Annotated in this window: 17 protein-coding genes; 7 read left to right on the top strand and 10 right to left on the bottom strand. The window is 71.9% G+C overall.

What is annotated here, in order from left to right; translation table 11 throughout:
- Positions 1 to 12 precede the first annotated feature (12 nt).
- Both M3M55_RS02845 and M3M55_RS02840 read right to left on the bottom strand, forming a co-directional pair.
- Complete coding sequence (locus M3M55_RS02845; protein WP_249011312.1) at positions 13 to 1,026, bottom strand: DUF354 domain-containing protein; 1,014 nt, start codon at positions 1,024 to 1,026, stop codon at positions 13 to 15.
- Positions 1,027 to 1,041: 15 nt separating this feature from the next.
- Positions 1,042 to 2,217, bottom strand: coding sequence for a DegT/DnrJ/EryC1/StrS aminotransferase family protein (locus tag M3M55_RS02840; protein ID WP_249011311.1), 1,176 nt, complete (start codon positions 2,215 to 2,217; stop codon positions 1,042 to 1,044).
- Between the two features lie 159 nt (positions 2,218 to 2,376).
- On the opposite strand from M3M55_RS02840, the gene M3M55_RS02835 reads away from it, so the two are divergent.
- The 4 genes from M3M55_RS02835 to M3M55_RS02820 all read left to right on the top strand — a co-directional run bounded on the left by M3M55_RS02835 (position 2,377) and on the right by M3M55_RS02820 (position 6,707).
- Positions 2,377 to 3,030 (top strand): DedA family protein, encoded by a 654-nt coding sequence (locus tag M3M55_RS02835; RefSeq protein WP_249011310.1) that lies wholly within the window; start codon positions 2,377 to 2,379, stop codon positions 3,028 to 3,030.
- Positions 3,031 to 3,040: 10 nt separating this feature from the next.
- Complete coding sequence (locus M3M55_RS02830) at positions 3,041 to 3,967, top strand: undecaprenyl-diphosphate phosphatase (RefSeq protein WP_249011309.1); 927 nt, start codon at positions 3,041 to 3,043, stop codon at positions 3,965 to 3,967.
- On the top strand, positions 3,964 to 5,070 hold the full coding sequence (purM, locus tag M3M55_RS02825; protein WP_249011308.1) for a phosphoribosylformylglycinamidine cyclo-ligase: 1,107 nt from the start codon (positions 3,964 to 3,966) through the stop codon (positions 5,068 to 5,070). Before M3M55_RS02830 ends, purM begins: the two co-directional genes overlap by 4 nt.
- Positions 5,071 to 5,195: 125 nt before the next feature.
- Positions 5,196 to 6,707: a protein kinase gene (locus tag M3M55_RS02820; protein WP_249011307.1), complete on the top strand. Its 1,512-nt coding sequence runs from the start codon at positions 5,196 to 5,198 to the stop codon at positions 6,705 to 6,707.
- Here M3M55_RS02820 and M3M55_RS02815 read toward each other — a convergent pair.
- The 8 genes from M3M55_RS02815 to M3M55_RS02780 are packed head-to-tail and all read right to left on the bottom strand — an operon-like array spanning position 6,698 to position 16,859.
- Positions 6,698 to 7,699 carry a D-alanine--D-alanine ligase family protein gene (locus tag M3M55_RS02815; RefSeq protein ID WP_249011306.1) on the bottom strand — a complete coding sequence of 334 codons (1,002 nt, stop codon included), beginning with the start codon at positions 7,697 to 7,699 and terminating at the stop codon, positions 6,698 to 6,700. The two genes, M3M55_RS02820 and M3M55_RS02815, sit on opposite strands and share 10 nt — an antisense overlap.
- On the bottom strand, positions 7,696 to 9,798 hold the full coding sequence (gene pknB / locus M3M55_RS02810) for a Stk1 family PASTA domain-containing Ser/Thr kinase (RefSeq protein ID WP_249011305.1): 2,103 nt from the start codon (positions 9,796 to 9,798) through the stop codon (positions 7,696 to 7,698). Before pknB ends, M3M55_RS02815 begins: the two co-directional genes overlap by 4 nt.
- Complete coding sequence (locus M3M55_RS02805; protein WP_249011304.1) at positions 9,795 to 11,270, bottom strand: penicillin-binding protein 2; 1,476 nt, start codon at positions 11,268 to 11,270, stop codon at positions 9,795 to 9,797. Before M3M55_RS02805 ends, pknB begins: the two co-directional genes overlap by 4 nt.
- Positions 11,267 to 12,592: an FtsW/RodA/SpoVE family cell cycle protein gene (locus tag M3M55_RS02800; protein WP_249011303.1), complete on the bottom strand. Its 1,326-nt coding sequence runs from the start codon at positions 12,590 to 12,592 to the stop codon at positions 11,267 to 11,269. Before M3M55_RS02800 ends, M3M55_RS02805 begins: the two co-directional genes overlap by 4 nt.
- Positions 12,589 to 13,851 (bottom strand): Stp1/IreP family PP2C-type Ser/Thr phosphatase, encoded by a 1,263-nt coding sequence (locus M3M55_RS02795; protein WP_249011302.1) that lies wholly within the window; start codon positions 13,849 to 13,851, stop codon positions 12,589 to 12,591. Before M3M55_RS02795 ends, M3M55_RS02800 begins: the two co-directional genes overlap by 4 nt.
- Before the next feature lie 24 nt (positions 13,852 to 13,875).
- Entirely contained in the window at positions 13,876 to 14,394 is a 519-nt protein-coding gene (locus M3M55_RS02790; protein WP_249011301.1) for an FHA domain-containing protein, read from the bottom strand.
- Positions 14,395 to 14,402: 8 nt separating this feature from the next.
- Positions 14,403 to 15,188, bottom strand: a complete 786-nt coding sequence (locus tag M3M55_RS02785; protein WP_249011300.1) for a DUF3662 and FHA domain-containing protein — start codon at positions 15,186 to 15,188, stop codon at positions 14,403 to 14,405.
- A 57-nt stretch (positions 15,189 to 15,245) separates the two neighbouring features.
- A complete protein-coding gene (locus M3M55_RS02780; protein ID WP_249011299.1) occupies positions 15,246 to 16,859 on the bottom strand; it encodes a serine/threonine-protein kinase in 1,614 nt (537 codons plus the stop codon).
- A 206-nt stretch (positions 16,860 to 17,065) separates the two neighbouring features.
- Between M3M55_RS02780 and M3M55_RS02775 the strand changes: the two genes are divergently transcribed.
- From M3M55_RS02775 to pheA, 3 genes are all read left to right on the top strand, one after another.
- Positions 17,066 to 18,247 (top strand): CARDB domain-containing protein, encoded by a 1,182-nt coding sequence (locus tag M3M55_RS02775; protein WP_249011298.1) that lies wholly within the window; start codon positions 17,066 to 17,068, stop codon positions 18,245 to 18,247.
- A gap of 63 nt (positions 18,248 to 18,310) precedes the next feature.
- A complete protein-coding gene (locus tag M3M55_RS02770; protein WP_249011297.1) occupies positions 18,311 to 18,874 on the top strand; it encodes a DUF4446 family protein in 564 nt (187 codons plus the stop codon).
- Between the two features lie 6 nt (positions 18,875 to 18,880).
- The gene (gene pheA / locus M3M55_RS02765; RefSeq protein WP_249011296.1) at positions 18,881 to 19,744 is read left to right on the top strand and encodes a prephenate dehydratase; all 864 of its coding nucleotides are present in this window, start codon (positions 18,881 to 18,883) and stop codon (positions 19,742 to 19,744) included.
- Positions 19,745 to 19,781 lie beyond the last annotated feature (37 nt).

Genomic DNA, 19,781 nt, shown 5'->3' with positions numbered 1-19,781 from the left:
ACGCGGGTCGGGTCAGCGCCAGGGCTCTCGAGCGGGCGCGGCGAGCAGGTCGGTGAGTAAAGCAGGATCGCGACGGACCCGGTCAGCCCCGGACCCGGCACCGCGCGGTCGCTTAACGAGATCCACATCCGCAGGGTCGGTGAGGCGGCGCAGCCGACCCTGGGCGATCAGCTCGGCGTCGACGGCGCCGAGCCGGCCCTCGAACACGGTGTAGACGGGGGTGCCGAGGGCGACCGCCTCCCGGTTCATCGTCCCGCCGGCGGAGATGACGAGATCGGCGTAGGCGATCAGCGACTGGGCGTCGATCGCGGCGGCCGGGATGATGTACCCGCCCGCGGCGGCCAGCTCCTCGCGCTGGGCGTCGGTGCGGGGCAGGACGACGGTCTGGGCGCCCTGGAGGCGGGCGAGCACGGCGGCGAACGTGTCGTTCTCGAAGCGGTGGTAGAGGCTGACCGCCGGCGGGGTGCGGACGACCGCGATCGGCGCGGCCGCATCGAGGCCGAGCCGGGTGAGGACGGCCGGGTCGGGCTGGAAGTCGGCGAGGTAGTACTCCTCCTTCAGCCCCGGGTAGGTGATCCGCTTGTGCGCCGCCCCGTACCGGCGCAGGCGGGCGGGCGGGATCACCTCGGGCACGACGACGGCCTGGGCGAGACGGCAGTTGACGGTGTGCTGCACGGTCGCCCACTCATAGTCGAACGTCGTCGTGCACGGGATCGACAGCCGGCGGGCGGCGACGGTGATGTCGTTGGAGCCGTGTCCGATCGCGAGGTCGAAGCGGCGGCCGCGGGCATAGCGGACGAGCGCCCGCGACCGGTCGAGCAGCCCAGCCGCCTTGGCGGTGAGCGCCCCGCCGCGGTGGGCACCGATCGCCGTGTGGGCGACGCCGAGGCGCTCACACAGCCCGAGGGTCTGGGCGAAATCACGCGCGGTCACCTCGACCTCATGCCCGGCCGCCTCGAGGCGGCCGATGACGGGCGCGAGTACGAGCACGTGCGGGGAGTTGGTGAGATCGACCCAGACGCGCACGCGACCGCCCCGAGGTCAGGCGCCGCCCGGGCCGGCGGCTACGGCCGCGGCGGGGTCCGGGTTCTCGACGCCGGCGGGGGTGGCGCGGCTGCCGGCTGTGGGCTCGGCAGCCGCGGCGAGCGCGGTCACCACCTCCTGAGCCTGGGCGGCCGACAGCACCGGGCTGATCGGAAGGGCGAGGTTGTGCGCGGCGAGCCAGTCGGTGACCGGCAGCTCGAGGCCGGCGGGAACGTAGGGGGCCATCGCGGGCTGGCGGTGCAGCGGCCGGCGGTAGTAGCCCCGCGCGCCGACCCCGGCGCCGTTGAGCGCAGCGATCAGGGCGTCCGCCGCGGGGTGGGTGACGACGTAGAGGTGCCAGGCGGGGGTGAGCTGCGCCGGAACCTCCGGGAGGTTCACGTACGCCCCGGCTCCGGCGGCTACGTAGGCGGCCGCGGCGGCCCGGCGCGCGGCCGACCACTCCGCGAGGTGGGGCAGGAGCACCCGCAGGATCGCCGCCTGCAGCTCGTCGAGGCGGCTGTTGTAGCCGACGAGGTCGAAGGTCTGCTTGTCCCGGGAGCCGTGGAAGCGCAGCGCCCGGACCGTCTCGGCGAGGGCGGGGTCGTCGGTGAGCACCGCCCCGCCGTCACCGAAGGCGCCGAGGTTCTTGGACGGGTAGAAGGAGACGGTGGCGATGTCCCCGAGCGTCCCGGCCGCCCGCTTGCCACAGCGGGCGCCGAGCGCCTGGGCGGCGTCCTCGATCACCGGCAGGCCGGTTGCGGCGCGGATCTCGGCGACGGGGGCGGGCAGGCCGAACAGGTCGACGGCGACGACCGCCCGGCAGTTCTCGGTGCGGGCGGCGGCGACCGTCTCCGGGGTGAGGTTGCGGGTGGCGGCGTCGACGTCGGCGAACACCGGGCGGGCGCCGATCGCCGCGATCGCCTCCGCGGAGGCGTAGAAGGTGAAGGCGGGCACGACCACGTCGTCCCCCGGAGCCACCCCGACGGCGCGGAGGGCGATCGCGAGCGCGTCCGTGCCGTTGGCGACCCCGACGGCGTGGGAGACGCCAAGGAAGGCGGCGAGCTCGGCCTCGAAGGCGGCGACCTCCGGCCCGAGCACGAACCGGCCGGCGGCGATCACCGCGCTCACGCGCGCGAGGATCTCCTCCCGCAGGGGGGCGAGGGGGGTGTCGGCATCAAACAGGGGGACGGCCACCGCGGCAACGCTAGCGACCGGCCGTGACGTCCTCCCCGGCCGGGCCGGACCGCACCGGCCGGACCGCGCCGGAATCCCCCGGATGACACGCGCTTGACAACGGTGAGATGCGGCTTAGCTTGAGCTGGGCCGAAGGTACCGGCGCCATACTCTCGGGCCATGCTCCTCGCCGCCTCCGTGACCGAAGCGCTCGCGACCTTCGCCACGCACCTCATCACCCACCTCGGAGAGGCCGGCATCTTCGGCCTCACCCTGTTCTCCGCCTTCTTCATTCTCCCGGGGACGGAGGTGACGATGCTGTTCGGCGGGTTCAACGTGGACGAGCACCACCTCACGCTCCTCGGAATCGTCGTCTTCGCCTCCATCGCGGACATCCTCGGCGCCGTCTGCGTCTACTGGATCGGTTACTTCGGCCTCCACGAGGTGCTCAACCGACTGCCCGGGCCGCTGAACGTCAGCTCCCACGGCCTCGACCGCGCCCACGCCTGGTTCGAACGGTGGGGGATCCCGGCCGTCGCCCTCTCCCGGGTCGTCCCGACCGTCCGGGCCGGCGGCCCGTGGGCGGCCGGCGTCGCCCACATGCCGTTCTGGCGCTACTTCGCCGCGATGGCGGCCGGGACAATCGTGTGGATGCTCGGGCTCGGCCTGCTCGGTGAAGCGGTCGGTTCGCAGTGGTCACAGTGGAAGTCCCATCTCGGCTACGTCGACTACGCGGCGGTCGTGCTGATCGTCGCCGGGATCGTCTGGCTGCTGTACGCGCGGGTGTACAAGCCGCGAGCAGCGGCTCGCAGCCACGCCGGCGTCGACCTCTGATCTCGACGATATGTCCGCGACCGCGGAGGGTTCCGGGCGCCTCGCGCTCTCACAGGCGGTGCTGCTCGGACTGCTGCACGGTCCGGCGGAACTCGCGCCCGTCTCTTCCTCCGGCCATCTCACCGTCGTCCCATTCCTCGCCGGCTGGGACTACCTCAACCTCGAGCCCGACCTGCGCAAGGCCTTTGAGGTCGCCCTGCACGCCGGAACCGCCGCGGCGCTGCTGATCGGCCTGCGGGAGGAGGTGAGCGAGGCGGTCCTCGGCCTCACCCCCCGGCTCGCCGGCCACCTCCTCTGCTCGTTCCTCCCCCCGGCGATCATCGGGTACGGGCTCGAAGGCCCAATCGAGCGGCGGCTCGGCACCCCCGGATCGATCGCCGTTGGCCTCATCGCCGGCGGCGCACTGCTGATCTGGGCTGACCGCGCCCCCCAGGAGCGGGCGCGAACGGATGCCGGTATCGCCGACGCGCTCTCACTCGGGGTCGCCCAGGCCTGCGCGCTGATGCCGGGCGTCTCCCGCAACGGCGCGACCCTCACCGCCGCCCGGCTGCGCCGGTTCCGCCGGGTCGACGCGAACGTTCTCTCCCGGCACGTCGCGCTGCCGGTGATCGGCGGAGCGACCGGGCTCAAGCTCGCCCGGCTCGCTCGCCGGGGCCTGCCGCCCGGCGCGCTCGTTCCGTTCCTCGCCGGAGCGGGCGCGAGCTTCGTCTCGACGCTCGGGTCGACCTGGATGCTCGGCCAGGTCGAGCGCGACCGCACCCTCGCGCCGTTCGGGATCTACCGGATCGTGCTCGGCAGCGCGGTGCTCCGCCGCCTCGCCCGTCCCGTCCCCACCGCTTCCGCTGCCCCCACCAAGGACAAGGGACGACCGTCGGATCGGCCCGCCGGCGCGGCCGCGACAGCCGGTCCGCTCGATCGCGCACAATGGGGCTCATGAGCGACGCATACGCCGCCGCGGGAGTCGACACCTCTCAGGCCGACCGCGGGGTCGCCGCGATCGTTGAGATCCTCGCCGCGATCAACCCGGGCCGGGCTCGGCTTGCCGTCGGCCTCGGCGCCCACTACGCCTCCGTGCTCGCCCTCCCGGGCGCGACCGACGCGGCCGGGAGGGCGCTCGGGATCGCGCTCGCGACTGACAGCGTCGGGTCGAAGGTGATCGTCGCCGAGGAGACCGGACGCTTTGACACGATCGGGATCGACTGCGTCGCGATGAACGTCAACGACCTCATCTGCGTCGGGGCCGAACCGCTCGCCCTGCTCGACTACGTCGCGGTTGAGGCGGCCGACCCGGACCTGTTGGCCAGCCTTGCCCGCGGCCTCGCGGCCGGGGCGGAGCTCGCCGGAGTGGAGATCCCCGGCGGTGAGGTCTGCCAGGTCCCCGAGGTGCTGCGCGGCCACCCGTCCCCCTACGGCTTCGACCTCGTCGGCTCGGCGTTCGGGACCGTCGCCCTCGACGCCGTCATCACCGGGGCGGCGATCGCCCCCGGGGACGCGCTGATCGGCCTGCCCGCCTCCGGCGTGCATGCCAACGGGCTCACCCTCGCCCGGCGCGCCCTGCTGTCCGACGGCGGGCTCGGGCTGACGGAGCGGCCCGCCGCGCTCGGCGGCGCCTCCGTCGCGGACGTGCTGCTCGAGCCGACGGTCATCTACGTCCGCGCGGTCCGGGCCCTGCTCGACTCCGGGATCCCCGTGCACGGCCTCGCCCACATCACCGGCGGCGGATTGCTCAACCTGCTGCGGCTCGGTGACGGGGTCGGCTACACGATCCTCGACCCGCTCACGGCCCCGCCCGTGTTCGCACTGATCGCCGAGCTCGGCCACGTCCCGGTCGCGGAGATGTGGGAGGTCTTCAACATGGGCACCGGCCTGATCGCGACCGTTCCGGCGGTCTCGGCGGGTGCCGCGGCGGACCTGCTCGCGTCCTTGCACCCCGGGGCGCGGGTGATCGGGACGGTGACCGATCAGGCCGGCCGGGTCGAGATCCCCAGCCTCGGTATCCACAACGATCCCAGCTCGGGAAAGCTCGTCGGCGCCGGTTAGGACAGGGGCGTTGCGCGGATGGTGCCCAGACCGTCGATCCCTCACAATGAAGGGCCCGTGAACGGCCTCAGGTCACCGACTGACCGGGACGCCCACCGCTGCGCGCCGCTACCCCCCGGTTTGAGATGAGCACGCTGCTCGGCACGACCCTGAGCGGCCGCTATCGGCTGGAGGCGCGGATCGGCAGCGGCGGGATGTCGACGGTCTACCGGGCCCTCGACGAGACCCTTCAGCGCCACGTCGCGATCAAGCTGATGCACCGGGAGATGAGCTCGGACTCCGATCAGCTCGAGCGGTTCCGCCGTGAGGCCCGGGCGGTCGCCCAGCTCTCACACCCCCACATCGTCGGGGTGATCGACGCCGGTGAGGATGAGGGGCGTCCCTACATCGTCTTCGAGTACGTCGAGGGGGAGACGCTGAAGGAGCGGATCCGCCGGCTCGGCCGCCTGCCGATCCCAGAAGCGGTCGCCTACGCGATTGAGATCGCCCGGGCACTTGGCGCCGCCCACGCCCGGCACATCATCCACCGTGACGTCAAGCCCCAGAACGTGCTGATCGACGACGAGGGGTCCGCGAAGGTGACCGACTTCGGGATCGCCAGGACCCTGGATGAGGACGGTCTCACCGCCGACGGGCGCGTGCTCGGCACGACCGATTACGTCTCCCCCGAGCAGGCGCTCGGACGCCGGGTCAACGGTCAGTCGGACCTGTACTCCCTCGGCATCGTCCTGTTCGAGATGCTGACCGGGGACGTGCCGTTCAAGGGGGACAACCAGGTGGCGGTCGCGATGAAGCACGTCCGCGAGGCGATGCCGGACGTGCGCGAACTGCGCCCGGAGGTGTCGGCCACCCTCGCGGCGGTCCTTGACGCGGCGACCGCGAAGCGGCCGGAGGAGCGGTACGCCGACGACCAGGAGATGGTCGCCGACCTGGAGGACGTGCTCGCGATCGAGGCCTCCCGCGCCGGCGGTACGAGTGCTGAGGCGACGACGGTGCTGCGCACCCTGCCACCCCGGGCGCGCCGGCGGGTGCCCTTCAGCATCCTGCACCGCCGCCACCTCATCCCGCTCGCCGCGCTCGTCTCCCTCCTCCTCGTCGCCGCCGGAGCGTGGCTGGCGCTGCGCTCCCACCTCGGCACCGCCGCCCCGCCCGGGACCCGGGCGGTCGTCGCCCCCCACGCCAACCTCATCCACCTGTGCACCCAGTGCGCTTCGGCCTACAACCCGGACGCGATCGGCTCGAGCATCGCCCAGAACAACCAGACCGCCGGCCTGGCGATCGACGGCGACCCGTCCACCGCCTGGGACACCCAGCAGTACTACACCGGTTCGCTCGGCAAGCCCGGGGTCGGCCTCTACGTCGACGCGGCCCCCGGGACGACCGCGTCTCGGCTGATCGTCGACACCGCCACCCCCGGGTTCTCGGCGACCATCTATGCGACGAATCGGTCACCAAACCCGACGAGCTTCTCCGCGAGTGACTGGGTGCCGCTCGACACCGTGCACTCCGTCTCCGCCCACCAGACCTTCCTGCTGGACCGGCCGACGGTCCGCTACACCTACTACCTCGTGTGGATCACCTCCCTCCCGCCCCATCAGGACTACGTGTCCCTCAATGAGGTGCTGCTCTACTCCTGAAGCGGGGGTGAGCTGGGCCGGTGGCGCTCAAGCGCCAGGTGCACGAGCCGATCCAGCAGGTCCGGGTAGGCGAGCGCCTCGGCCGCCCACAGCGCGCCGTACACGCTCGTCTGCGTGAACCCCGGCATCGTGTTGAGCTCGTTGAGGAGGACATCCTCCCCGGCGACGAAGAAGTCCGCCCGGGCGAGACCGTCACAGCCGGCGCGGATGAACGCCTCGACGGCGAGGGCGCGAACCCGGTCTGTCGCAGCCGGGGAGATGCGAGCGGGGACGATCAGGCGCATCCCGCCGGCGGTGTACTTGGCCGCGTAGTCATACCAGGCCGACTCGCCCGCGGCGAGGAGGATCTCCCCGGGGGCGGACGCGCGCACCTCTCCGGCCCGGTTGCCGAGGACGCTGCACTCGACCTCGAGGCCGGGGGCGGCCGCTTCCACGATCGCCCGGTCGTCGTAGGTGAACGCTGCGGTGAGGGCATCGGCGAGGCCGTCAGGACGGTTCACGCGGGCGATGCCGACCGACGAGCCCATCCGTACCGGCTTGACGAACACGGGCAGCCCGAGGGGAGCAAGGGAGTCCACGGCGCCCGCCGGGTCTGCGGCAAAGGCGGCGGCGTCAACGGCGCGGTAGGCGACCTGGGGAACCCCGGCGGCGGCCATCACGTCCTTGAACAGGACCTTGTCGAGACAGAGGGCGGAGGCGGCCACGCCCGATCCGACGTAGGGGACGGCGAGACACTCGAGCAGGCCCTGGATGATGCCGTCCTCCCCGTATGGACCGTGCAGGGCGGGGAAGACGACGTCGGCGCCGTCGAGGCCCGCACCCGGGACGAGGGCGATCCCCTCCGGCCAGGCACCGTCGCGGGCGATGGTGATCTCCCGGACGTGGTGGCCGGCGGCGCGCAGCCCGGCGGCAACGGAGGCGGCGGAGGCGAGGGAGACCTCGTGCTCGGAGGAGCGGCCGCCCCCGAGCACGACGGTCGACAGGCCGCTCACAGGCCAGACCCCGGCGTTGTGCCGGTCCCCTGTGCGGTCGTGCTCGTGCCGGTGCCGGTCGTCGTGCCCGTTCCCGTGCCCGTCGGGATCGGGCCGGGCCCGGTCGTCGTGTTCGTCGTCGAGGGATTGCTCGTCGTGTTCGTCTGCGTATTGGTGGGCCGGTAACGACCGATCACGATCGTGACGGAACTGCCGCGCTTGACCTTGGTGCTCTGAACCGGGCTCTGGGAGAGGACCTGGTTCGAGAGGGAGGCGACAGCTGTGCGCTGGAACGTCCGCACGTAGGTGAGCCCGGCGGAGGTGATCGCCGACTCCGCCGCGGTCGGGGAGTCGCCGACGACGTTGGGGACGGTCACAGTCGGCGGCCGCTGGGCGACGACGAGGCTGACGGTGCTGTTGGGCAGCGCGTTGTGCCCGCCCGCCGGTGTCTGGCTCATCACCGTCCCCGGGGCCTGGCTGGTGCTCACCTGGTTGGTCACCTGCACGTGGAAGTTCGACAGCGCCGCCTGGGCGGTGCCGAGGCTGTCCCCGGTCACGCTCGGGACCGGCACGGGCGCGACACCGCTGGAGAGGTACAGGACGACACCCTGGCCGGTCTGGAGGTCGGTGCCCGCCGCCGGGTCGGTCCGGGTCGCCTTGCCCGAGGGGACCGCGCTGGAGGGCTCGGTCAGCACCCGCGAGACCTTCAGCCCCGCCAGGTGCAACTGGGCGACCGCCTGGGTCTGGGAGAGGTCGACCACGGCGGGAACGGTCGTCGAACCCGGCCCGCTCGAGACGGTGAGGTCGATCGTCGCGCCCGAGTTGACGCGGGTGCCACCGAGCGGACTCTGGTAGATCACCGTCCCGGCCCGTTCGGTCGAGGCCTGCTGGATCGGATTCGGGCTGAGCCCGTCGGCCTCGAGCTTGGAGGTCGCCACCGCCTGGGTGTCGTTGACGACGATCGGGACGGTCACCTTCACCGGACGGGTGAGCAGAAAGGCGACGACCCCGCCGGCGATCAGCGCGAGCACGAGCAGGGCGAGCAGCCACGGCCACGCCCGTGACCACCCCGAACGCTCCTCATCCCCGTACGGGGGAGGTGGCGGTGGCGGCAGCGGCGCGTACTGGCCGGTCACGGGGGCGACGACGGTGGCCGGCTCGGTCAGCGGCCGCTCCCCGAGGGCAACGCGAGGGAACGGGCCCGTCGCCGCGGCGGCACCGGCCGCGCCGGCGAGCACTCCGCCGCCGAGGGCGGTCATGCTCGCCGTCGGCTGGGCGCCGCCGCCGGCGGCGACGGCCTCCCGCACCCCCTCGAGGATGCTGATGAACTCATCCGCGTCCTGGGGACGGTCGGCGGGATCCTTGTTGAGCGCCCACAGCACCGTCTGCTCCAGCGCGGGCGGGATGTCCGGGTTGAGGCGACGGGGCGGCGGCGGCGGCTCGGAGACGTGCTTGAGCGCGATCGTCACCGCCGACTCGGCGTCAAAGGGCACCTGCCCGGTGAGCATCTCGAACAGGATCACCCCGATCGAGTAGAGGTCAGACGCCTCCGCGACCGCGAGGCCCTGGGCCTGCTCGGGGGAGAGATACTGGGCGGTCCCCATGATCGACCCGGTCTCGGTCATGTCCGATGCGCCCGCGCGGGCGATCCCGAAGTCGGTCACCTTCGCGTGGTCCTGGTCGTCGACCATCACGTTGTGGGGCTTGAGGTCACGGTGGATCACCCCGCGGCGGTGGGCGAACCGGGTCGCCTTGAGGATCTGGACGCAGATGTCGATCGCCCGCAGCGGATCGAGCGGCGCGTCGGTCCGGATCACCTGCTTGAGCGTGCGGCCCTGCAGGTACTCCATCGCGATGTAGTAGGTGCCGTCCCAGGTGCCGCGGTCATAGACGGCGACGACGTTGGGGTGCTGGAGATTCGCCGCCGCCTGGGCCTCGCGACGGAACCGCTCGACAAAGCCGGGGTCCTCGGCGAAGCGGCGGTGCAGGAGCTTGAGGGCGACCTCACGTTCGAGCTGGGTGTCCTGCGCGAGGAAGACGTCGGCCATCCCGCCGGTCCCGAGCCGACGCAGGATCCGGTAGCGGTTGTCCACCAGGCCGTCGGGGTCGGTCGCGCTCAATATCCCTCTCCGAGCAGTGTCTTCATCATCTGGGCGGCGATCGGTGCCGCATACGTGCCACCGTAGCCGTTGGGGACGTTGCGGAGCATCACCGCGACGGCGATCTTCGGGTTGGTCACCGGCGCGAAGCTGACAAACCACGCCTCATCGAGCTCGACGCCGTGGAAGTTCTTGATCACGCTCGCCGTGCCGGTCTTACCGGCCGCATCGAGGCCCGGGAGGTCCGCCGCCGTCCCCGTCCCGGAGAGGACGACGCTGCGCATCATCTGCCCGACCTCCGCCGCCGTCTTGGCCGACATCACGTGGTGGTAGACCTGAGGCGGGAAGCTCTGCACGACCTGGCCCTCCGGATTGACGACCCTCGTGACGAGTCGCGGCTTCATCAGGGTGCCGCCGTTGGCGACGGTGGCGACGACCATCGCCATCTGCAGCGGGGAGACCTCCAGGTCGGACTGGCCGATCGAGCTGCGGCCGAGGTCGACCTGGGGTGAGCTGACAGGGATCAGCTTGCCGGTGGTCGGGGAGCGCTCCCCGCTCGCGGTCACCGACCCCGCGGGCAGGTCGATCGGCGGCGGGGAATAGAACCCGAACCGGCGCATGTAGTCCTCGAGGCGAGTGGCGCCGACGGCCTGGCCGACCTGGGCATAGACGGTGTCGATCGACAGGGTGAGAGCTTCGGTGAGAGTCACCTCACCGAAGCTCTGGTTCGCGTCGTTGTGCAGCGGAGTGCCGGAGACGAGCAGCGGCGAATGGCCGTTGATGAGCGAGTTGGGGGTGTAGAGCCCGCTGTTGATCGCCGCCGTCGACGTGACGATCTTGAACGTCGACCCGGGCGCATACTGACCCTGGAGGGCGAGGTTGAACTCACACTCGTTCTGCAGGCCCGGGTTCGTGTAGGAGTCGGTGATCTGGGTCTGCGCGCACGGGTGGGCGAGGTTGTTGTCGTTGTAGGTCGGGTTCGCATAGAGGACCGGGATCGCCCCCGTTTGGGGGACGATCGCGACGACCGCGCCGACCCGTCCGGCCAGCAGGCTGCGCGCGAGCGTCTGGGCGCGTGGGTCGAGCGTCGTGTCGACATCGTCGCCGACATTGGAGGTCGAGATCGGTCCGAACACCGAGTTGAGGGTCGTCTGCTGGCGGGCCGACAGGGCCCGGGAGTACTCGCTCTCCAGGCCCGTCTCCTGGCCCTGCTGGATGTCGGAGAACCCGACCGTCTGGGCAAACAGCGGCCCGAGCGGATAGGTGCGGGTGAACGTGCCACCCGGCGCGGGCACTGAGCGGGCGAGCACCGTCCCGTCGGCGGCGAGGATCCGGCCGCGCTTGACCTTCAGCTCCGCGAAGTAGCCGAGCCGGTTGAGCGGGTTCGCGTTGAGCGCATTGGCGCTGAACACAGTCCATCGGCTCGTCCACACGATCAGCAGCGCGAACAGCACCAGGACGACGACATAGAGCCGGGAGATCGACCGGTTCACGGAGTCATCGCCCCGAGAGCCTGGCGGCGGGCGCGATCTGAGACGAGCAGCAGCAGCGCAACGAGGATGAAGTTGGCGAGGATCGAGGAGCCGCCGTAGGAGACGAACGGGAGGGTGACGCCGGTGAGCGGGATCACCCGGGTGACCCCGCCGACGATCACGAACACCTGCAGCGCGAGCACGGCCGACAGTCCGGTCGCCAGCAGCTTGGAGAAGCTGTCGCGGGCAAGCGTCGCCGCCTTGAACCCCCGCCAGCAGATGAGGATGTAGACGGCGAGCAGCCCGACCCCGCCGAACAGCCCGAGCTCGGAGACGATCACCGCGTAGATCATGTCCGTCCCCGGGGCCGGCAGCCAGAAGTCCTGGGTGCCCGGGATCGTGATGATCGACTGGCCGAACCCCTGCCCGAACAGGCCGCCGGCGGCCATGTTGAACTGCGCGTCGGCGAGCTGCTGGCTGCCGCCGTAGGCGTCATAGAGGGCGGGACGGAACGGGTGCTCCCAGTCGAGCACGCGTGCGTCGATGTGGGCGATGTGGGTCGCCAGGTACCAGGAGCCGACGGCGAAGGCGAGCAGGCCGAGGACGACGAAGGAGACCCGACCGGTGCCCACATACAGCATCGCCAGCAGCGCCCCGTAGAACATCAGCGAGGTCCCGACGTCGTGGAGGAAGATGAGGATCAGCATCGCGATCCCCCACAGCAGCAGCATCGGGCCGAGGTGCCGCAACGGCGGCAGGCCGACCCGGACCCCGAGCACGGTCGTCCCCTGCGCGAGCACCTGCCGGTGATCGCGCAGGTAGGAGGCGAGGAAGACGATCAGCCCGACCTTCCCGAACTCCGTCGGCTGGAAGGTGAAGGGCCCGAGCTTGATCGCCAGGTACGCGCCGTTGACAGGGTCCTCAAGACCTGGGACGCGGGGGAGGACCATGAACAGGATCGAACCGACCGCGATCAGATAGCGGTAGCGCTCGAGCTTGCGGTAGTCGCGGAAGACGAGCACGGCGACGGCGACGAGGATGAGGCCGAGGACGAACCACTGCGCCTGCTGGCGCGCGTAGGTGACCCCGTAGATGCGCAGCACCATCACGAGCCCGAAGCAGGCGAGGACCGAGACGAGCGGAAACAGGTACGGGTCGGCGTGCGGAAGGGTGATCCGGATGAAGATGTTCCCGACCAGGCAGAGGCCGAGGAACACCCCGCCGTAGATCAAGCTCGTGTTGGAAAGCCGGTTGGACTCCTGAACGAGCACCGCGGCGAGCCCGGCGGTCATCAGCAGGGCGGCGGGGATCAGGCCGAACAGCTCTCGGTTGCGCGCCCTCATCCGGAGATCTTGCCGAGCTCCAGGTCGTTGATCAGCTTGAAGGCGGCGGTCTCGGAGTGCAGCTCGTGGTTGAGCAGAGCGGCCCGCCGGTCCGCGGGGATGAGCGAGGCGGGAACCCCGGAGACGTAGTAGGTCTCGTACATGTTGACCCCGAGTACCCGGTAGGGGAAACCGCGGTCGACGACGACGGTGCCCTGGTTGTCGGTGGCGAGGAAGTACAGCTGGCGGCTGGCGAGGTAGCCGCCCCCGCCGAACAGGAACAGGAGGATCGCGAGGGTGACCGCCCCGGCGACGAGCTTGCCGACCCAGTTGAACTCGCGCTGGGGGGCCCGGGGCGGTCCCTGGGTGCGGGCGAGCGGGAGGCGGGCGCTCACCCGGGCCTTGCCGGCCCGAGCGAGGTCACGGAGGGCCTCGGGGCGCGGGGTCACGTACGCCGAACCGCCGGGCCGCCCCTCGGCGCTGCCGGCCCGGTAGCCGGCAGCGGCCGCCTGCGCGCCACCGAGGGCGAGCGTCTCCTCGCTCGGCTCGGCTCCTGCGCTGACGTCCTCGACGCGGAACAGGACGACGGTGATGTTGTCGCGACCGCCGGCCTCGTTGGCGGCGTCGATCAGGCGGCTGGCGGCCGTGTCGAGATCGGGCGCGGCGGCGAGCAGCTCGGCGACGGTCCGCTCGGGCAGCATGTCGGTGAGCCCGTCGGAGCAGAGCATGATCACGTCGTCGGGGCCCGCCGGGTAGCTGAGCGTATCGACCTCGACGATCGGCTCCTGACCGAGCGCACGGGTGATGATCGAGCGTTGCGGGTGCTCGAACGCCTCCTCCTCGGTGAGGCGGCCGTCCTTGACGAGCTCCTCGACGAGGGAGTGGTCCTCGGTGAGGCGGGTCAGCTCGCCGTCACGCAACCGGTAGGCACGACTGTCACCGACGTGGGCGAGGGCGAGCACCCGGCGGTCGGCGTCGAGGTAAACGGCGGTGAGGGTCGTCCCCATCCCGTCGAGGCGCGGGTCCGCGCGGGCACGGTCATAGATCTCCCGGTTCGCGCGCTGGGCGACGACGGCGAGGCGCTCCTCGCTGCCGCCCTTGGCGGGCAGGCCGGCGCGGAAGGCCTCGATCGCGATCTGGGAGGCGACCTCCCCGGCGGCCGCGCCACCCATCCCGTCGGCGAGCACGAACAGCGGCGCCCGGGCGTAGGAGCAGTCCTCGTTGCCACGGCGCTGACGGCCGGTGTCGGTGCGTTGAATGGTGTCGGAGGCGCGAAGCATCAGGGGCGGGGGCTCACGGTGAGCTCACTGCAGGTAGGTGAAACGGGAATCGCCGATCCGGATCCGGTCGCCGCTGTGCAGCGGCTGGGGGCCGCTGAGGGGCTCGTCGTTGAGGTAGGTGCCGTTCGTCGATCCGAGGTCGGTCAGCACGAGGGTACGGCCCTGGCGGGTGATCGAGGCATGCCGGGAGGAGGCGAACGGGTCATCGAGCTGGATCTCGACGTCCCCGCGGCCGAGCGTCGCGCCGTTGAGCAGGTCATAGGCGACGCCCGACTCATGCCCGGCGGCGTGCTCGATCAGCAGTCGCGGCTCGAACTCCCCGGCCGCCGGGTCGAGCGCCGCGCGGGGGTCGACGGTCGCGTACAGGTCGGTCGCCGTCCCCGCCCACGGCTCCGGACCGGCGCCGCCCGCGGGCCGCGAGTCGCGCGAGCGGCCGCGGACGCGGAGGTCGAACAGCGAGCTCGTGGCGATCCAGAACAGGAACAGGTAGAGGACGATGAGGAATCCGAACTTGAGGCCGACGGAGACGGGCTGGAGGGTCATCGCCAACGTCACTCGAGTTCGAAGCGGATCAGGGAGGTGCCGATCTCGATCTCATCGCCGGCGGACAGGCTCTCGGGCTGGCGGATCCGGCGTCCGTTGAGCAGCGAGCCGTTCGTCGACTCGAGGTCGGTGAGCACCCAGGCCCCGCCGCGGGGGCGGACCTCGGCGTGGCGGCGGGAGACGTTGGGATCGTCGATGACGATCTCACACTGGCGGGAGCGGCCGATCGTCACACCGGAGGCGGGGATGGCGAGGCGACGCCCGTCGTGGAGGAGCGTCGCCCGACGCGCGCGGGCGACGGCGATCTCGGCGAGCGGCTCGGCGACGCGGGCGGCGGTCGAGTAGATCATCGTCGCCCCGGCCGGCTCCTCCGCGGCGGGGTAGACCGTCGACGGCGGCGCCGGATCGTGGCCCTCCGCGTCCTCGGCGCTGACGGTGCGGGTCTCGATCCCGAACTCCCCGAGGCCGAGGTGGGGATCGGTGGCGAAACTGATCTTCGGGGTCGAGAGCAGGGAAAACCCCTCCCGGCGCGCGTGCTCGAGCAGATAGCCGGCGAGCTCGGCGGCGAGCGCGTCCTCGAAGTCGAGGAACCGCTCGTGGTCCCGGGGGCTGAGGTGAACGCGATAGTCGTTGGGCACGTAGGTGTGGGAGAGACTGTAGGTGCGGTGCTCCTCCATCTCCCGGGCGAGTTTGCGGGCGATCTCGACCGGCCGGACCTCGGACTTGAAGACACGGTTGAACGTCCCCTCGACGAGGCTGGCGATCTTGCTCTCGAGGCTGTCCAGAAGGCTCATGGGTGGGGACCCCACAGGGTCGGCAGAAGGGCGTGAACGCCTTCTGACACACGCATGCTACGCGAGGGCGCGTGCGGCGATCGCGTAGCGGAGCCCGGCGAGCAGTGGAAGGGCGCCGAGCAGAAGCCCCCCGAGGAGGGCGCCGACGGTGAGACCGGTGGTGTGGGTGAGGCCGGCGAGCCGCGGGCCGAGCGCGAGCGCGAGCGTCCAAACCCCCAGCGCGCTGACGCTGCGCCAGGGTCGCCGCAGGCCCGCCAGCCACGGGCCGATCACCGCCGCGACGGTCCACAGGAGGGCACACACCCCGAGCGCGGTGAGGGTCCGCGGCGAGCTGGTGATCGGGCCGACCCCGAAGTTGCGTGGGCTGAGCAGGTCCCCGGCGGCGATCCAGAGGAGCCCGAGCGCACCCAGCAGCGCCCGCCGCCACGGGCCGCGGATGCTCCGGGCCACGAGTCCGGGCCAGACGCCGGCGAGCCCGACCGCCCCGGCGCCGAGGGCGAGCAGGGCGAAGGCGAGCAGCAACAGCCCGCTGGGCGCGAACCCTCCGCCCTGACGGGAACGTGCAGGGGCGGCAGGAGCGGTGAGATCGGGACGGGGGGCGGCGGGCGGAGCGGTGAAGGCGAGCGGCGGGGCGGGACGGTCGAGGCGGCGCGTGAGCGCGATCGCCCGGGCGGGGGCGACGACCCCGGCCCGGTCGCTGGCGAGCGTGATCGCGTCACTCAGGGTCTCCCGGAGGTCCCCGAGGGTGCCGCGCTCACATGGGCGCGGGCGCAGGGCCCGGTCGATCGCGGCCCCGAGCGGACGTGGGAGGTCGGCGCGCTGGCGACGGACCGGCGGGAGGTAGGTGCCGAGGCGGCGGCTCGCCCCCGAACGGAGCCGGTCACGCACCGGGTTGACGCCGGTGAGCGCCTCATAGAGGACGAGGGCGAGGCTGTAGAGGTCCGCCTCCGGGCCCGTGTCGCGACCCTCGGCCTGCTCGGGGGACATGTACGCGACGGTGCCGATGACATCGCCGGTCCGGGTGAGGGTGTCCCCGCCGACGACGCGGGCGACCCCGAAGTCGGTCAGCTTGGCGAGGACCGGGCCGGCCGCCGGCGTGCCCCGGCGGGACGGGACGAGGACGTTTTCGGGTTTCACGTCGCGGTGAACGACGCCGTGGGCGTGGGCGTGCTCGAGCGCGTCGGTGAGCGCGATCCCGACGCCGAGGATGTCCCGGTCAGACAGATCACCGCGCGCGAGGCCCTGGGCGAGGGTGCCGCCGCGGACGAGCTCGGAGACGAGGTAGGCGCCGTCATCGTCGATGGCGGCCTCAAACAGGGTGACGATCCCCGGATGCGACAGGCGCGCGGCCGCCCGTGCCTCGCGGGCAAACCGGCTCTCGATCACCCGCTCACGTGGGAGGATCTTGATCGCGACGGGACGGTCGAGCCGCTCGTCATGGGCGGCGTAGACGGTCCCGAAGCCGCCGGTCCCGAGGCGGCGTCCAAGACGGTAGCGCCCGAGCGTCAGCGCGCTGCCGTCGCCGGAGCCCGCGGTCGACCGCGGGCCCGCTGTGGCGCCGATCTCTCCCGGGAGCGCCTCCGCCGTGCGGGCGGTGTCGGCGGTGGAGCGGAGGGCGAGCGTGACGTCCTCGGGGACGGCGACAGTGAGGATCTCCGAGTTCCGGCGCACGACGGAACTCCTTTCGCGGCGGGCGCTCATGCTCCTGCCGGGGGGCGGTGAGCTGCAGGGAGCTGACCCGACTGTGAGCAGGGAGCGGCCATGGAGAGAGGGATTATCGCGGGCGGCGCGAATCCGTCCGGGACGCCCGCGGTCGCTGCGTCGGCGGGCGGCGGGCCGGGGGATACTGCTGGAAGGTCCGATCAAGGAGACCACCCGTGTCGTTCTTCGACGACGACGACCCAATCGAGGAGACCACCCACCCGGCTCGGCCGGCCGTGTCTGCGGGCCCGCGACGCGGTTCGCCGCGCGGGTCCGGCGCCGGCCCGACCGGTGGCCGTGCGGGCTCGGCCGCGCGCTCCGTGCCGGCCCGACGGCGGGTGTCGACGCCGAACGCGGCGGTCGAGCGGCGGCGACTGATCGCGATCGGGGTGCTGATCGTCGTCGTCATCCTGATGATCCTGCTCATCTCGAGCTGTCAGGCGGCGAACACACGCAGCTCGCTCGAGAACTACAACAACGCGGTGTCGAGCCTGATCAGCCGCTCGGACGCGACCGGGCGGACCGTGTTCTCGATCCTCTCCTCCGGCAAGGGCGGATCGACGATCGCCTCCAACCTCGCCGGCCCGCTGCAGGCCGCGGAGGGTGAGCTGACCGCCGCGCAGGGACTGGCGGTGCCCGGCCAGATGCAGACCGCACAGACCGACCTCCTGCTCGCACTGCGGATGCGGGCGGACGGGATCGGACAGATCGCTCGTAACGCCGGGCAGTTGAGCGGCTCGGTCGCCGCCCAGAAAGCCGCCCTCACCGCAATCGCGCTCGGGACCGCGCGCTTCTACGCCTCCGACGTCATCTACAAGGCCTACGCGGCACCGGCGATCGCCGGTGCCCTCCACGGCGACAACATCAGCGTCGGCGCGACGTCGAACATCCAGATCAACGGCGGGCAGTTCCTCACCGACCTCGGCTGGCTCCAGACGAGCTTCATCGCGACGAAGCTCGGGGCGAACCCGGCCGCCGTGACCGGGTCACCGAAGAACACCGACCAGCCCGGTGTCCACGGAGACGCCCTCGTTTCGGCCGCGGTCGGGTCGACGACGCTGCAACCGGGCGTGACCAACACGGTCCCTGGCTCGCCGGCGCCGACCTTCGTGCTGTCGGTCTCCAACGGCGGGCAGTTCAACGAGTACAACGTCGGCTGCACGGTGACGGTGAGTGGCGGGCCGACCGGGCACGCGACCGTTCCCGAGACGACGCCGGGCAACACGAGCACGTGCAACGTCACGCTCCCCTCGACGGTGAGTCCCGGCACCTACCAGGTGACCGCGTCGGTCGCGAAGGTGCCCGGTGAGACCAATCTCGCCAACAACAGCGCGACGTACACGATTCAGTTTCAGTAGTCCGATACGGGCCGGCGGCCCTCACGCTGCCGCCGCGGAGGCCGGAGACCTATCCTCCCCCGGGTGAGTGGGTCCGCCAACACGACGCAGATCGTCGCGATCGCCGCCGGCGCCGTCGCGGTCATCGCCCTCCTCTGGGCCCTCTCGCTGACCGTCGCGCTCAGGCGACTGCGGGCAGCTCAGCGGATGGTGCTCGGTGACCGGTCCACCGACCTCGTCAGCCACGCCGCAGCGCTCGCCCGGGAGTTCCACGACCTCGATGCCGCAGTGCGGGACGGTCTCACCCGCTTCGAGTCGCGGATCCTCGCGACCGAGGCGAGGCTCGACGGGGCGATCGCCTACCGCTCGCTCGTCCGCTACGACGCCTACGGGGAGATGTCCGGCCACCAGTCGACCTCGATCGCCCTGCTCGACGCGACCCGCTCGGGAATCGTCCTCTCCTCGATCCACCACCGGGACCAGGCCCGCCTGTATGTCAAGCAGATCCACGCGGGCCGTCCGGACCTCGAGCTCTCCCCGGAGGAGGCGGACGCGGTCCGGCTCGCACTGAGCGGCGAGCGCCAATCCAGCGCAGAGGAGCCCGGCGACGACGGAGCGCGGGTGCGGGTCCGCCGCCCGCGCGGCTAGGACCCGATGCGCGCGGCCGCCGAGCTGCGGGTCGGCTTTCTCGGGCCGGAGGGAACCTTCTCACACGCCGCCGCCCTGCGGGCCCGCCGCGCCTGGCCGGCGGCCGAACTCGTGAGCCTGGCCACGATCTACGACGTGATCGTCGCCGTGCAGAACGGGCGCGTCCAGCGGGGGGTCGTCCCGGTCGAGAACTCAATCGAGGGGTCCGTGTCGATGACCCTCGACGCGCTCGCCATCGACGCGCCGGACGTGCAGATCATCGGGGAGCACGTGGAGGTGATCGAGCAGTGCCTGATCGCCGCCGCCGACCAGCCGCTCGAGGCGATCCACACGGTCCTCTCCCACCCCCAGCCGACCGCCCAGTGCGCGCACTTCCTCCACGACCGGCTCGGCCACGCCCATGTCCTCAGCGCGAGCTCGACCGCTGACGCCGTCCGCCAGGTGACCGAGCGGGGGGCCGGCTGGGCCGCCCTCGGACCCCGCGGTGCGGCCGAGCGCTACGGGGCGACCGTGCTCGCGGCCGGTGTGGAGGACCGCGCGCACAACGAGACGCGGTTCGTGTGGATCGCGGCAGAACCGGGCCCCTCACCGACCCCGGGGCCGACCGGCGCCGCGAAGACCTCGATCGTCTTCTGGGGCGACGGAACCGGCCGGCCGGGCTGGCTCGTGCGCTGCCTCTCGGAGCTGTCTGAGCGCGGGGTCAACCTCACGCGGATCGAGTCCCGGCCCCGCAAGCTCGAACTCGGGCTCTACATGTTCTTCGTCGACTGTGAGGGAGATCGCGAGGATCCGGACGTCGCCGACGGGCTCCGCGCGCTCGCCGCCCACACCGAGGTCCTCCGGATCCTCGGCTCCTACGCGGCCGGGTGACCGGCCGGGCGGGCCCGTACCCGCCCGGGTCGCCTGT

Origin of the sequence: Conexibacter sp. DBS9H8 (assembly GCF_023330685.1) — a bacterium.
In the GTDB taxonomy this organism is placed as follows: domain Bacteria; phylum Actinomycetota; class Thermoleophilia; order Solirubrobacterales; family Solirubrobacteraceae; genus Palsa-465.
Note: the sequence above shows the minus strand (reverse complement) of the source record. Positions and strands in the feature narration are given on the sequence as shown.